At 62.5% G+C, this 13,703-nt stretch carries 11 protein-coding genes and 1 pseudogene; 5 read left to right on the forward strand and 7 right to left on the reverse strand.

Annotated elements, in window-relative coordinates; all coding sequences use genetic code 11:
• Positions 1-10: 10 nt before the first annotated feature.
• A complete protein-coding gene (locus CUR33_RS02980; RefSeq protein WP_289238661.1) occupies positions 11-454 on the reverse strand; it encodes a GNAT family N-acetyltransferase in 444 nt (147 codons plus the stop codon).
• Positions 451-1,101: an FMN-binding negative transcriptional regulator gene (locus CUR33_RS02985; RefSeq protein WP_289238662.1), complete on the reverse strand. Its 651-nt coding sequence runs from the start codon at positions 1,099-1,101 to the stop codon at positions 451-453. Before CUR33_RS02985 ends, CUR33_RS02980 begins: the two co-directional genes overlap by 4 nt.
• Positions 1,102-1,350: 249 nt before the next feature.
• On the opposite strand from CUR33_RS02985, the gene pdxR reads away from it, so the two are divergent.
• Positions 1,351-2,835, forward strand: coding sequence for a MocR-like pyridoxine biosynthesis transcription factor PdxR (gene pdxR / locus CUR33_RS02990; RefSeq protein WP_354000937.1), 1,485 nt, complete (start codon positions 1,351-1,353; stop codon positions 2,833-2,835).
• Between the two features lie 7 nt (positions 2,836-2,842).
• Here pdxR and CUR33_RS20585 read toward each other — a convergent pair whose 3' ends face one another.
• Together CUR33_RS20585 and CUR33_RS20590 are read right to left on the reverse strand one after the other, a co-directional pair.
• Complete coding sequence (locus tag CUR33_RS20585) at positions 2,843-3,307, reverse strand: LysE family transporter (protein WP_354000938.1); 465 nt, start codon at positions 3,305-3,307, stop codon at positions 2,843-2,845.
• Positions 3,246-3,470 (reverse strand): annotated as a pseudogene (locus CUR33_RS20590) (LysE family transporter); the annotation flags it as partial. The gene CUR33_RS20585 and the pseudogene CUR33_RS20590, both read right to left, overlap by 62 nt.
• Before the next feature lie 189 nt (positions 3,471-3,659).
• Here CUR33_RS20590 and CUR33_RS03005 point away from each other — a divergent pair.
• Positions 3,660-4,691 (forward strand): helix-turn-helix domain-containing protein, encoded by a 1,032-nt coding sequence (locus CUR33_RS03005; protein ID WP_289238665.1) that lies wholly within the window; start codon positions 3,660-3,662, stop codon positions 4,689-4,691.
• A gap of 134 nt (positions 4,692-4,825) precedes the next feature.
• Here the strand turns inward: CUR33_RS03005 and CUR33_RS03010 are convergent, their stop codons facing one another.
• Positions 4,826-6,250, reverse strand: a complete 1,425-nt coding sequence (locus CUR33_RS03010; RefSeq protein ID WP_160086148.1) for an aspartate ammonia-lyase — start codon at positions 6,248-6,250, stop codon at positions 4,826-4,828.
• Positions 6,251-6,419: 169 nt separating this feature from the next.
• Here CUR33_RS03010 and CUR33_RS03015 point away from each other — a divergent pair, with 169 nt between their 5' ends.
• The 3 genes from CUR33_RS03015 to CUR33_RS03025 all read left to right on the forward strand — a co-directional run bounded on the left by CUR33_RS03015 (position 6,420) and on the right by CUR33_RS03025 (position 11,368).
• A complete protein-coding gene (locus CUR33_RS03015) occupies positions 6,420-7,328 on the forward strand; it encodes a LysR substrate-binding domain-containing protein (RefSeq protein WP_160086146.1) in 909 nt (302 codons plus the stop codon).
• Between the two features lie 109 nt (positions 7,329-7,437).
• Positions 7,438-10,308 (forward strand): ATP-binding protein, encoded by a 2,871-nt coding sequence (locus CUR33_RS03020; protein WP_289238666.1) that lies wholly within the window; start codon positions 7,438-7,440, stop codon positions 10,306-10,308.
• The gene (locus CUR33_RS03025) at positions 10,298-11,368 is read left to right on the forward strand and encodes an HD domain-containing phosphohydrolase (protein ID WP_167144082.1); all 1,071 of its coding nucleotides are present in this window, start codon (positions 10,298-10,300) and stop codon (positions 11,366-11,368) included. Before CUR33_RS03020 ends, CUR33_RS03025 begins: the two co-directional genes overlap by 11 nt.
• A 109-nt stretch (positions 11,369-11,477) precedes the next feature.
• Here CUR33_RS03025 and CUR33_RS03030 read toward each other — a convergent pair whose 3' ends face one another.
• Both CUR33_RS03030 and CUR33_RS03035 read right to left on the reverse strand, forming a co-directional pair.
• Positions 11,478-12,602 carry a polyamine ABC transporter substrate-binding protein gene (locus tag CUR33_RS03030; protein ID WP_289238667.1) on the reverse strand — a complete coding sequence of 375 codons (1,125 nt, stop codon included), beginning with the start codon at positions 12,600-12,602 and terminating at the stop codon, positions 11,478-11,480.
• Between the two features lie 38 nt (positions 12,603-12,640).
• Complete coding sequence (locus tag CUR33_RS03035; protein WP_090250834.1) at positions 12,641-13,681, reverse strand: histone deacetylase family protein; 1,041 nt, start codon at positions 13,679-13,681, stop codon at positions 12,641-12,643.
• Between the last annotated feature and the right edge of the window lie 22 nt (positions 13,682-13,703).

Below are 13,703 nucleotides of genomic sequence, written 5' to 3' on the forward strand. Positions count from 1 at the left end.
CAGCTCCTGTTCAGAACTGTTTGCGGTACTGGATAAAGCCCGAGCGCTCGGCGATGCGGTCGTAGAGCTGGCGGCCTGGGTAGTTGGTTTCCTGGGTCAGCCAATGCACGCGGCTGGAGCCGGCCGCTTGGGCCTGGGTATAGACGTGCTCAATCAGCCGCCGCCCGATGCCGCCGCCGCGCTGATCGCTACCGACAAACAGATCCTGCAGGTAGCAGCTGTGCTCCAGCGACCAGTTGCTGCGGTGGAAGATCCACTGCACCAGCCCCACGGCCTGGCCGTCACGCCAGGCGAGGGCGGCATGGGTGGGCTCGCTCGGGTCGAGAAAGCGCTGCCAGGTCATGGCGCTGACCTCGGCGGGCAACGCGCTTTGGTAAAAGTGCAGATAGCCCTGCCACAGCGGCAACCAGGCGGCGTGATCGGTAGTGCTGACGGGGCGGATTTCAATGCTCATGGCGCTTCCTTGGCTAAGTGTTGGCTATTGATCTGTGCGGCCAGTTCGCGGTCGCATGGGTCATGGCTGGCGTGCAGGCCCTCGCGCACGCCGGTTTGGTCGGCTTGGCTGCGGTTTTGTCCGAGCTTCCATTTGCCTTCCAGGCGCTCGATGGGCAGGGCGAAGCCGACGATGGCGCGCAGCATGCTGTCGATGTAGTCGCGCGGTGCATCGCTGACCGCCCAGGGCTGCGGACGCTCGGCTTCGTGCTGATCGCTGAGGCGGCTGACCAATTGCAGCAGACGCTCGGCGTCATCGAACACTTTGGCGCGGCCATGGGCCTGCACGCTGATGTAGTTCCAGGTCGGCACCACCTTGCCGTGCTCGGCTTTGACGGCGTACCAGGACGGGCTGATATAGGCCTCCGCGCCCTGGAAGATCACCAGCGCCTGGCTGCCCTCGTCGAGGTCGCGCCACTGCGGGTTGGCCTTGGCGAAGTGGCCGTAGAGTGTGCCGTAGGGGCCTTCATCGGCATCCAGCAGCAACGGCAGATGGCTGGCGAGTAGGCCCTGAGTACCGTGGCTGACCAGCGTAGGCAGGCGCGTTGCGCGTATCTGCTGGTGCAGCGTGACGAGGTCGTCCTGGCGGAAGGCGGCGGGCGTGTACATGGGCGGGCTCCTAGCAGGCCGTTGAAAAACGTTGGCGAGGCAGCCAGTGCAAGGCAAAAACAGGCGAAAAAGCGGAGTTTACGAGCTGTAAATGAGCATTTTGAGACGCCGTGTCTCGGCCTGTTTTTAACGCCGCAATGGCAACGCAGGTAGTTTTTCAACAGCCTGCGAACGCGATGGAGCCATGCTAGGCAGAATATTGGTCTGTTGTAAGATCCACTTTCTGCGACTTCTATGGAGCCAATCGGCATGGCCATTCCGTCCGCTGCGCCGCTGCCGGTCGATCTGTCCGGCATTCACCTCGACCCACAGCGCGGCCTGGCGCGTCAGCTGTATCAGGCGCTGCGTGAACGCATCCTCGATGGCCGCCTACAACGCCGCACGCGCTTGCCGGCCAGTCGTGATCTGGCGAACCTGCTGGGTATCTCGCGCAACACCGTGACCCGCGCTTTCGATCAGCTGTATGCCGAGGGCTATATCGAGGGGCGCATCGGCGCCGGCACTTATGTGGCCGAGTTAAGCGGGGCGACGCGGCCAACGCCCGCGCCCTCTGCCCAGGCTCAGCTGTCTGGCAGCACGCAGAGTGCCGCTTTGCAGCTGTTACAGAATCATCATCTGAACCCGCCATTGAGCGGCCCGCCACGGGCGTTTCGCGTCGGCGTGCCAGCTTTTGATCTGTTTCCCTTCGAAACCTGGGCGCGCTTGTCCGCGCGCTTCTGGCGCAAACCCTCGCCGGCGCGTCTGGGCTATGGCGACCCGGCTGGCGATTGGCAGCTGCGCGAGCTGATCGCCGCTTACCTGCGCAACAGCCGCGGCCTGCATTGCGATCCGGCGCAGATCATCGTCACCAATGGCGCGCAGCAGGCCATCAGCTTGTGCGCGCAATTGCTGGTCACGCCCGGCGCGCGGGTGGCCGTGGAGAACCCCGGTTACCGCGCTGCCGGCCATGCCCTGGCGATAGCTGGAGCGCAACTGTGCGGTGTGGCGGTGGATGGCGAAGGGCTTAACACCGCCGCGCTGGAGCAGATTGAAGAGTGCCGGTTGGTCTACGTGACGCCATCTCACCAGTACCCGACCGGCGTCACCCTGTCGCTGGCGCGGCGCCTGCAACTGCTGGAGTGGGCCGAGCGTAATAACGGCCTGATTATCGAGGACGATTACGACGGCGAGTACCGCTACAGCGGCACGCCGTTGGCACCGCTGGCGGCGCTCGACCGCCAGGGCCGGGTGCTTTACGTCGGCACCTTCTGCAAAATCGCCTTTCCGGCGCTGCGTCTGGGTTATCTGGTATTGCCGCCGGTGCTGGCCGAAGCCTTTGCCCAACGTCGCGCCCTGGATATACGCCATTCGGAAATCGGCACCCAGGCGGTGCTGGCCGAATTTATCGCCGCCGGTCACTTTCAGCGGCATATCCGCCGCATGCGCACGGCGGCCCGCAGCCGGCGCGATGCGCTGTTGGCGGGCTGGCCTGCGGATGTAACCGGCTGCGCGCCGCTGCCGGTGGTGGAGGCGGGTCTGCATCTGTGCGTACGGGTCGACAGCCTGGCTCGCGAGCGTGAGCTGATCAGCGCCGCCGAGCGGGTTGGTGTGGAGATCAGCGCGCTTAGCAGTTACTGGCTGCCCGACAGCCGCACGCCGGAAGATCAGCGCGCCGGGCTGGTGCTGGGCTTTGCCGCGGTGCCTGAAGCGCAGATCAGCGAGGCATTGCGGGCGCTGCGCCGGGCCTGGTGCTAGCGCCGCCTTAGAGTGCGCTGAGGTGGGCGTAGAGCGGTTGCGTTTCGAGCAGTAGCGCTGCGCTGCCGAAGGCGCCCAGCAGCACCGCGCAGCATCGGGATAACTGACGGCCGTCGAGTAGCCGCTGATGCCGAGCGAACCAGGCATACCCGAGCATGATCACGAGGTCGACCAGCACCCAGACCAGCACGATCTGGCTGTGCAGCAGCAGGCTGCCGTTCTGAGGGACCAGCAGGCTGAGAAAAGAGGAGAAAAACAGGATGTCCTTGGGGTTGCTCATGCCGACCAGAAACGCTGACAGGAATAACCGCTGGTGGGGTGCACTGGGGCTCTGGGTCTGCAGTGGCGCCGCCTGGCGCCGCCTGGCGCCATTGGCTGATACCGGCGTAGAGCAGATACAGGCCACCGCAGAGGCGCAGCAGGCCGAGCAGATCCTCCCCGGCCAGGCGCGCCAGCCCAGCCAGCGACACACAGATGAGGATCAGCGCCGACAGGCTGCCGCCGAGGATAACTCGGATGGCTGCGACAAAACTCAGGCTGCTGGCGGTGCGCACCACCAGTAACGCCGAGGGGCCTGGCGAGATGATCAGCGCGCTGATCGCCGCGAGGTAGGCCAACCAGGCGGCACCACTCATGGCTGCCGCTCCGGGCAATCACCGAATGCCTTTGCTGACATTGCGTCTCCTGTCATGTGCTCACGGAATATCCAGGCGGTGACTGTATGTTGGCGCTTTGCCGGTGTACTTGGATTGCTGTCCCAGTTTCTTGACGGTTTGTCCCTGATGCACAAGACTCTGCCGCGTCCCAGGGATGGAGGTTTGGCAATGGACTCAGAGAAGCTGCCGGTCAGTCGCTTCAGCACCCGCGAACTGCCCGGCACGGATAGTTTTGAGGCGTGGCGACAGAGCATCGGGGTGATGTTCGAGGCGCAGATATTCCCTGGGAGCGAGCCGTCTGCTGATTTTCATGCGGAGGTCGAGGCCTACCACCTGGGGGACCTGGTGTTCGGCACGGCTGTGCTAGATGCGCAGCGTCTGTGTCGTGGCGCACGGCGTATTCATGCTGATCAGCTCGACCATGTGCTGTTGCAGGTCTACCGCTCTGGCGGACAACGCGGCGATTTTGCCGGCACACCCTTTTGCGTCGAGCCAGGCGAGCTGTTTGTGCTGGACCTCACGTGCAGTTTCGACACCCTGGCCAGTCGCGCCCACATCACCAACCTGGTGGTTCCGCGCGAGTGCCTGGAGAGCCGTCGACCACTGCGTGATATCCATGGACGGATTCTGCGCGGCGGCCTGGGTAGTCTGTTCGGTGATTACCTCAATGCCCTTGAGCAGCGTTTGCCGCAGCTTCACCTAGATGAAGCCGGCGACGTCGCGCGGGCCACTGTCGATCTACTCGGCGCCTGCCTAAACCCCAGCCTGGACAGTTTCGAACAGGCGCGTCAGCCCATTGAGGCCGGTCAGCTGAACCGAATTAAGGGGGCCATTGAACAGGCGTTGGCCGACCCCGGACTTTCCCCGCAATGGTTGTGTCGCCAGCTTGGCTTGTCGCGGTCGCGGCTCTACCGGTTATTCGAGCCGCTGGGCGGGGTGGCGGCCTACATTCGCCAGCGCCGGCTGGAGCGCATCCATGGCCAGCTCTGTCAGCCGCATGAGCAGCGGCATATCGGGGTGATCGCCTATCAGTGGGGCTTCGCCGATGAGGCGCACTTTAGCCGGGCATTTCGCCACCATTTTGGGTACAGCCCCAGCGAGGCGCGCGAGCTGCGCTGGGCATCGTCGGGGCGCGGCACCAGGGCCACCCAGGTTGATGCGGCGGGCTATGAACAATGGATTCGTCAGCTCGGCAGCTAATCGTTGCCGCGCGGCAACAGCGCATCCATGCAGACCACTCTTCCCAGGCGCGGGTATGACACAAAAAAGGGATGGCCGTGGCCATCCCTTGAGGAGTGGAGGCGGGGGTAGCCTCCTGTAACGCAGAGGTTCGCTTACTGGCTGAGGGGCACCAGGCGCGGGGCGATCATGTTTTCCGGGCGCAGGATGTCGGCCAGCTCGGCGTCGCCCAGCAGCTTCTCCTCGCGCACCAGCTCCAGCACGCCACGGCCGCTGTCCAGCGCTACTTTGGCGATGCGCGTGGCGTTCTCGTAGCCGATGTAAGGGTTCAGCGCGGTGATCAGGCCGATGGAGTTTTCCATCAGTTCGCGGCAGCGCGCTTCGTTGGCGGTGATGCCGTCGATGCACAGCTCGCGCAGCATATCCATGGCGCGGGTCAGCAGGCGGATCGAGTCGAAGATCTTGTAGGCGATCAGCGGCTCCATCACGTTCAGCTGCAGCTGGCCACCTTCGGCTGCCATGGTCAGCGCCAGGTCGTTGCCGATCACTTCGAAGGCCACTTGGTTGACCGCTTCCGGGATCACCGGGTTGACCTTGCCGGGCATGATCGAGCTGCCTGGCTGGCGCGCGGGCAGGTTGATTTCATTGATGCCGGTGCGCGGGCCGCTGGAGAGCAGGCGCAGGTCGTTGCAGATCTTCGACAGCTTCACCGCGGTGCGCTTGAGCATGCCGGAGAACAGCACAAAGGCGCCCATGTCCGACGTGGCTTCGATCAGGTCGGCGGCCGGGGTCAGCGGCTGGCCGCTGATAATCGCCAGGCGTTTAACCGCCAGCAGCTGGTATTGCGGGTCGGCGTTGATGCCGGTGCCAATCGCGGTGCCGCCCAGGTTGACTTCGGTGAGCAGGGTCGGGGCGAGCAGCTTGAGGTGCTGCAGGTCTTCGCCGAGGGTGGTGGCGAAGGCGCGGAATTCCTGACCGAGGGTCATCGGTACGGCATCCTGCAGCTGGGTGCGGCCCATTTTCAGCACGTGGCTGAATTCCAGGTGCTTTTTCGACAGCGACTGGATCAGTTTGTCCAGCGCGGTCAGCAGGCTGTCGTGGCCGAGCAGCAGGCCGAGGCGGATGGCGGTCGGGTAGGCGTCGTTGGTCGACTGCGCCATGTTCACGTCGTTGTTCGGGTGCAGCTGCTTGTAGTCACCTTTCTCGAAACCCATGGCTTCGAGGGCAATGTTGGCAATGACTTCGTTGGCATTCATGTTGGTCGAGGTGCCAGCGCCGCCTTGAATCATGTCGACCACGAACTGGTCGTGAAACTCGCCCTGAATGATGCGTGCGCACGCGGTGCTGATCGCTGTGTGCTTGGCGGCGGACAGGTGGCCCAGCTCGCGGTTGGCGTCGGCGGCGGCCTGCTTGACCATGGCCAGGGCGACCACCAGTTTCGGGTAGTGCGACAGCGTCACGCCGGACAGGCGGAAGTTCTGCACGGCGCGCAGGGTCTGGATGCCGTAATAGGCATCAGCAGGAACGTCGAGGGTGCCGAGCAGGTCTTTTTCGAGGCGAGTGGATGCAGCAGGGGACATGATCAAGGTCATCTCAGGAAATACGGCATATGCCGCGATGGCCCGTAGATTAGGGGCTGCAGCTTGGTACTGGCCAATGCTGTTAAGCACTGGGTCATGCATAATCGGCATAACGTTGGTGTGACCGCTCAGCGTTGGCCGACGTATTCGCATGCACAAGGGCTGATCCATGAACCTCGAAAGCAAATGGCTGGAAGACTTTGTCACCCTGGCCGCTACCCGCAGCTTCTCCCAGGCAGCGCAAAAGCGCTTTGTCACCCAGCCGGCGTTCAGTCGGCGAATTCGCAGCCTGGAGAACATGCTCGGTCTGACCTTGGTCAACCGCGCCTGCACGCCCATTGAGCTGACCGAGTCCGGCCAGCTGTTTCTAGTCACCGCACGGAGCATGGTCGAGCAGCTCGGTGAGGTGGTGCGTCATCTGCATAACCTCGAAGGCCAGCAGGGTGAGGTCATGCAGATTGCCGCCGCGCACTCGCTGACCCTGGGCTTTTTCCCCGAGTGGATTGCCCGCCTACGCCGTGAAGGGCTGCCGTTGACCACCCGTCTGGTGGCGACCAACGTCGGTGAGGCGGTGCATGCGCTGCGTGAAGGCGCTTGCGACCTGATTCTCGCCTACTACGACCCGGACGCAGCGTTGCAGATGGACCCGGAAATCTTCCCCTCGCTGCACCTGGGCCGCACGGAAATGCTCCCGGTGTGCGCGGTGGGCGAAGACGGCGCGCCGCTGTTCGACCTCAACAGCGGCCAAAGCGTGCCGCTGCTGGCCTATAGCGCCGGGGCGTTTCTCGGTCGTTCGGTCAACCTGCTGCTGCGCCAACGCGCGCTGCGCTCGACCACGGTGTACGAAACGGCGATGGCCGACAGCCTGAAAAGCATGGCCTTGCAAGGTATGGGCGTGGCGTGGGTCCCGCGCCTGAGCGTGACCGCCGAACTGGCCCGCGGCGAGCTGGTGGTGTGCGGTGATGAACAGTGGCAAGCGCCGCTGGAGATTCGCCTGTACCGCTGCGCCCTGGTGCGCAAGGCCTCGGTGCGCTTGCTGTGGCGCAAACTGGAGGGAGGATTGGGCGGCCTTGGGTAGGGGGTGACTAAGGGCTAATAAGCCCTTAAGGATTGCGCTGATATCATTCTGGCATCACGCGGCAGCGACTACGCTTGCCGTCTGTGACTGTTAACAGGAGTCAGCCCTCGTGCCGCTAAAACCTCCTCTCGGTCTGAGCCAATGGATTTGGCGGGCCTTTGTGCAAAGTGCGCTGATTCCACTGATCGTGGTAGAGACAGCACTGATAGCCATCTATCTCTTCAGCAACAACGCCATTCGTGATGCCCAGATTGATTATTTACGACAGACGGCCCTGAGTGACCTGCAAGCCTCTGCGAACCTGGAAGCACGGATCATCGAGGGTCAGCTGACCCAAATCGAAGCCCTGACAACCACCTACCGCAACCTGACGCAGCGCGCCTTGCTGCAGCCAGCGGTCAGCGCGCCGACTCTGGCAATCACCGAAAGCGGTGTGCGTTACAGCCCGCAGGACACGGGCGGCGCGGCGTTCTTCTACTCGGCGGCGACGCCCGCCGCCCAGCAGGACCTGAACAAGGCGGCTCGGCTGGCAACGCTCGACCCATTGATGCGCGAACTCAAACAGAGCAGCCCATTGGTGGCCAGCCTGTATTTCAACAGCTGGGACAGCCTCAACCACATCTACCCCTGGTTCCGCACACCGGACCAGTACCCGCATGACATGGTCATTCCCGATTTCAATTTCTATTACCTCGCGGATGCGGCGCATAACCCGACGCGTGAGGTGGTGTGGACCAATGTCTACCTCGACCCCGCTGGCCAGGGGTGGATGATGTCGGCCGTTGCCCCGGTGTACCGCGGTGATTTCCTTGAGGGCGTCAGCGGCGTGGACATCACCGTGGGCGGCATTCTCGAGCAGATCAACCAGCTGCAAGTGCCCTGGGACGGCTACGCCATGCTGGTCAGCCAGGACCTGAACATCATGGCCATGCCGAAGGCGGGCGAAGACGACTTTGCGTTGAATGAACTGACGACGCACTCCTATGAAGAAGCGATCCGCCGCGAGATGTTCAAGCCCGAAGATTTCAACCTGGGCAAACATGCACAGACCCGTGTTCTGGCCGAGGCCATGGCGCGCCAACCGCAGGGCGTGCAATCGGTCAGCCTCGGCGGGCGCACGCATATGGTGGCCTGGACCACCATCGAGGCCACTGGTTGGCAGCTGCTGACCGTGGTGGACGAAGCACAGGTCTTCAGTCAGACCAATTTGCTGGCGACGCATTATCAGCAGATCGGCTTTCTGTTGATCGCCGGGTTGGTGATGTTCTACCTGCTGTTCTTTGCCTTTATGTGGGTGCGTTCACGGCGCCTGAGTCAGTACTTGCTCAGGCCGATTGCCGGTATTTCCACGATGATGGCGGCAATTGGTCAGGGCCAGTGGCATCCCGCGCGGGTAACTGCGGATATCCGTGAACTGGATGATATGGCCGGACAGGCCGCGCAAATGGGCATCACCCTAGAGCAGAGTGAAGCGCGCAACCACGAGGCCCAACAGCGGCTTGAAGTGGTGTTGGAAGGGGCGACGGAGAGTCTCTGGGAGCGCCACTTTGATACGGGGCTGGTGCATGTGCGTGGGCGCTTCTGCAAACGGTTTGGCTTTGTTGAGGACGTCCTCAGTGAGGAGCAGTTTCTGCAGCGCGTTCACCCGGACGATGTCAGGGGTATTCGCGACGCCGTGCAGCGCGTGCGTGAAGGCAGCAGTCAGCGCTATGAAGCCGAGTTTCGGTTTGCCGATGCCGGGGGTAAATACTCCTGGCTAATGGGGCGTGGCCGGGTGGTGGAGTACGACCCATACACGGGCCAAGCACGCGTGCTGGCAGGCACACATGTGGATATTGATGCCCTCAAGAAGGGTGAGGAAGCCCTGCGCCAAGCCACTGCGGAGGCGCAGGCGGCCAACCAGGCCAAGTCGCGCTTTATTTCCAGCATGAGCCATGAACTGCGCACCCCGCTCAATGCCATTCAGGGCTTTAGCCAGTTGATGCGCATGGGGGATCTGCCGCCCACCACTCAGGACGAATACCTCAAAGAAATCCTCCAGGCCAGCCAGCACCTCAATCAGCTGGTTGGCGATATCCTCGACTGGTCGAGCATCCAGGCGCAGAAGCCGCAGCTGGAGCTGCAGGCGGTAGACCTCGGCACGCTTATGAATGAGTGCGCCGACCTGGTGCGTCAGGAGATCAAGCGCGAAGGCTTGCAGTTCAATGTGCAGCTGCCAGACCTGCCGTTGCAGGTCCGCGCCGAGCCTCGCCGACTGCGCCAGGTGCTGCTCAACCTGTTATCCAATGCCATGAAATACAACAGCCCCAATGGGCAGATCACCTTCAGCGTCCGGGTATTCGACGGGCATGTGCGCGTGCAGGTTGATGACACCGGGCTGGGCATCAGTGCCGAACAGCAGGCGCTGTTGTTTACCCCGTTCCAGCGCCTGGGGCGTGAAAACACCGCGATTCAGGGCACTGGCATTGGCCTGTCGCTGTGCCGTGAATACGCCAGCCTGATGGGTGCCAGCGTCGGCGTGAGCAGCCAGCCAGGCATGGGCAGTAGCTTCTGGATTGAACTGATGTCATTTGTCGCGCCTGACAGGTCACGTCGTGCCGGTCAGGGCGTGCATATCTTCTACGCTGAAGACGACGCCGCGAATCAGCAGGCCGTCGCTGCGGAATTGGCTGAGCTAGGCCGTGTCAGCGTGGCCAGTGATGGCCAGGTGGCGCTAGCGCAGTTGCTGAGTGACCCCGCCGACCTCTTGTTACTGGACCTGGACTTGCCGGGGTTGAGCGGTCAGGAGTTGCTTGCGCAGCTACGCCGCCACCCGCACACCGAGCATTTGCCCGTGGTGTTGCTAACGGCTGGGATGAGTGCAGAGGTTACCGCTGCAGCGGCTAATTGCCAGGGCTTGTTGCGCAAGCCGCTGGATATGAAGGAATTGCATGACCTGGTCGAGGCCCTGCTGAGTGAGGTAATGGAAGATGCTGAGTGAATCCTTACGGTTTTCCCGGGTGGTGGTGATTGATGATGTCACCGCCAACCTGCGTCTACTGGAGTCGAGTTTGCGAGTGCTCGGGCTGCGAGAGGTCAAAGGCTTTAGTGACTCGGCAGCGGGGCTGGAGTGGCTGCAGAACCAGCATTGGGACCTACTGCTGCTGGATCTGGACATGCCGGCCCCGGACGGTTTCGAGATTTTGCGGCAACTGGCGGCCCGTGATCGACACTGTGCACCGGTGATCCTGGTTACGGCACTGAATGACGTGGAAAACCGCCGCAAAGGCCTAGAACTGGGGGCCAATGATTACGTCTGCAAGCCGCTGGACTTGCCCGAACTGCTGCTGCGGGTGTGCAATAACCTGCAACTGAGCGAGGCCAGCCAAGCCCTGCAGCGTGAGCGGGGTGAGTTGGAAGACAGGGTTGTGCGGCGGACTGAGCAGCTGGGGGCCAGCTATCAGGCGGTAATTCGCTGCCTGGCGCGTGCGGCGGATTACAAGGACAACGAAACCGGCAATCACATCATGCGCATCGGTGAGTCGGCTGCGCTGCTGGCACGCGCCTACGGCATGGATGCTCCGTGGGTGGAGTTGCTGCGCCAGGCCGCACCCATGCACGACGTAGGCAAGATCGGCATTCCCGATAGCATCCTCTGCAAACCCGGCAAACTGACGGATGACGAGCGCCTGGTGATGAATACCCATGCGCAAATCGGCCACGATATTTTGCAGGACAGTGCGGCCTCGCCGTTGCTCGTTCTGGCCGCAGAGATTGCCCTGCACCACCATGAAAAGTGGGATGGCAGCGGTTACCCCCAGGGCCTGGCGGGTGAGGCCATTCCGCTGTCAGCGCGCATCGTGGCGCTGTGCGATGTGTATGACGCGCTGCGCTCCACGCGCCCTTACAAGCCCGCCTGGTCGGCGGAAAAGGCTCAGGCGTTGATTCGTGAGCAAGCCGGGCAGCATTTCGATCCAGCGCTGGTGCAGCTGATGGAATCACTGTTCGAGCATATTGAAGGGGTGCACCGTCGCCTGGCGGATGAGCCAGTGTCCTGCTGAGCCGGGCTGCGTTAAGCGCATTGCAGGAAAAACGCCCCGCCATTCGGCGGGGCGTTTTTTATCTACCAGCGCTCGTTGAGCCGAACGCCTTATCAGCGATGAGTGGCCATCAGGTGCCCGACTTGATGGTGTTCCACACGCGGGTGCGGATGCGTTCAGTCTTCTGCGGCAGGGGCTGCAGCACATAGAGGGTTTTCTGCGCCTCGGCGGTAGGGGTCAGGCCAGGGTTGTCGCGGATTGCCGCGCCGACCAGCGGCATGCCGTCCTTGTTCGGGTTGGGGTAGCCGAGGAAATCGCTGATGGGGGCAATCACCGTGGGTTCGAGCAGGTGGTTGAGGAACTCATGGGCTTCGGCGACGTTCAGTGCGCTTTTCGGAATGGCGAAGGAGTCGTACCACAGTGGTGCACCTTCTTTCGGCAAGCGCCAATCAACCACCACGCCGTTGCCCGCTTCTTTGGCGCGGTTGGCGAACTGGTAGAAGCTGCCCGAATAGCCGATGGCCACGCAGATGTCGCCGTTGGCGATATCGGTCATGTACTTGGCGGAGTTGAAATAAGCCACGTGAGGGCGGATTTTCAGCATTAACGCGCTGGCTTTCTCATAGTCCTCAGGCTTGGTGCTGTTGGGGTCCAGGCCCAGGTAGTGCAGGGCGATCGGCAGAATTTCACCAGGCGAGTCGAGCATGGCCACGCCGCATTGCTTGAGTTTGCTGATGTTCTCTTCTTTGAAGATCAGGTCCCAGCTGTCCACCGGGGCGTCAGCGCCGAGGGCTTCTTTGACTTTGGCCGGGTTGAAGCCGATCAACACGGTGCCGTACATGTAAGGCACGGCGAACTGATTACCGGGGTCGTTGGCGGTCATCAACTTCAGCAGGCCTGGGTCGAGGTGCTGCCAATTGGGCAGCTTGCTCTTGTCCAGTTTCTGGAACACCCCGGCTTTGATTTCGTTTTCCAGGAAGGTGTTGGTTGGCACCACCAAGTCGTAACCCGAGTTGCCAGTGAGCAGCTTGGCTTCCAGGCCTTCGTTGGTGTCGAAAATATCCCAGGTCAGCTTGATGCCGCTGTTGGCGGCAAAATCCTTGGGCACTGAGGGCAACATGTAGTCGGCCCAGTTGTACACGCGCAGCTCGCGCTGCTTGCCCGGCGATTGCTCCGGTGTTTGTGCCTGGGCCGCCGTGGCCAGCAGGGTTGCGCCGCAGACGGCGACAGCGAGCAGGTGTTTGATCGTGTTCATCGTGTCTCACCCCTGAATCATTATTGATGTTGTGTTGGCTAGGCCTGTACGTGAGCTGCTTCGAACCCTTCCAGCACGTTGACCGCGTTGACGCCGATGGCCTCCACTGCATAACCGCCTTCCATAACGAATAGGGTCGGCTTGCCAAGGGCAGCGATGCGTTTGCCCATGGCCAGGTAATCCGGGCTGTCGAGCTTGAACTGGGAAATCGGATCGTCCTTGAAGGTGTCCACACCCAGCGACACCACGATCACCTCGGCATCAAATTCGGCGATGCGCTGGCAGGCTTCTTCCAGTGCGGCGCTCCACACCGCCCAGGGGCTGCCCATGGCCAATGGGTAGTTGAAGTTGCAGCCCTCGCCAGCCCCTTCGCCGCGTTCATCGGCATAACCGAGGAAGAAGGGGAACTCGTCGGCCGGGTCGCCGTGGATCGAGGCGAACAGCACATCGTTGCGGGTGTAGAAGATGTCCTGAGTGCCGTTGCCGTGGTGGTAATCGACATCGAGGATCGCCACGCGCTGCTTGCCGTGGTCGAGAAAGGCCTGGGCAGCGATAGCGGCGTTGTTCAGGTAGCAGTAACCGCCCATCAACTCGCCTGCGGCGTGATGGCCCGGTGGCCGGCATAAGGCAAACGCACTGTGGGCGCCGGCGGCGATTTCAGCCTGGGCGCTCAAGGCCACTTGGGCCGCGCTGTAAGCTGCCTGCCAGGTGCCGGCGGTAATCGGCGCGCCGCCGTCGAAGCTGTAATAGCCAAGCTGGCCGTGCAAATCGCGCGGGATGACTTGGCGCAGGGTGCGTGCCGGCCAGGTGAAGGGCAGCAAATCGCCAGTGCCGTTCTGCGCTTGCCAGCGATCCCAGGCACCTTTGAAGAAGTTCAGGTAGGCGGCGCTGTGGATGCGCTCAATCGGCGCCAGGCCGAAGTCCTGGGGCGGGCGCACCTCGCCGAGCTGACGGTCCTTGACGCGTTGCAGGATGTGGTCGGCGCGTTGCGGCTTTTCGAAACAGGGCATCAGTTGGCCGTCGATCAGCTCGCAGCTGCCGTGGTGCAGGTGATGGTCGTCGCTGTAAAAAGTGAGCATGTGGCACGGCTCCAGGCTTGTT

The sequence above is a fragment of the Pseudomonas sp. FEMGT703P genome, from assembly GCF_002786345.1.
GTDB lineage: Bacteria > Pseudomonadota > Gammaproteobacteria > Pseudomonadales > Pseudomonadaceae > Aquipseudomonas > Aquipseudomonas peli.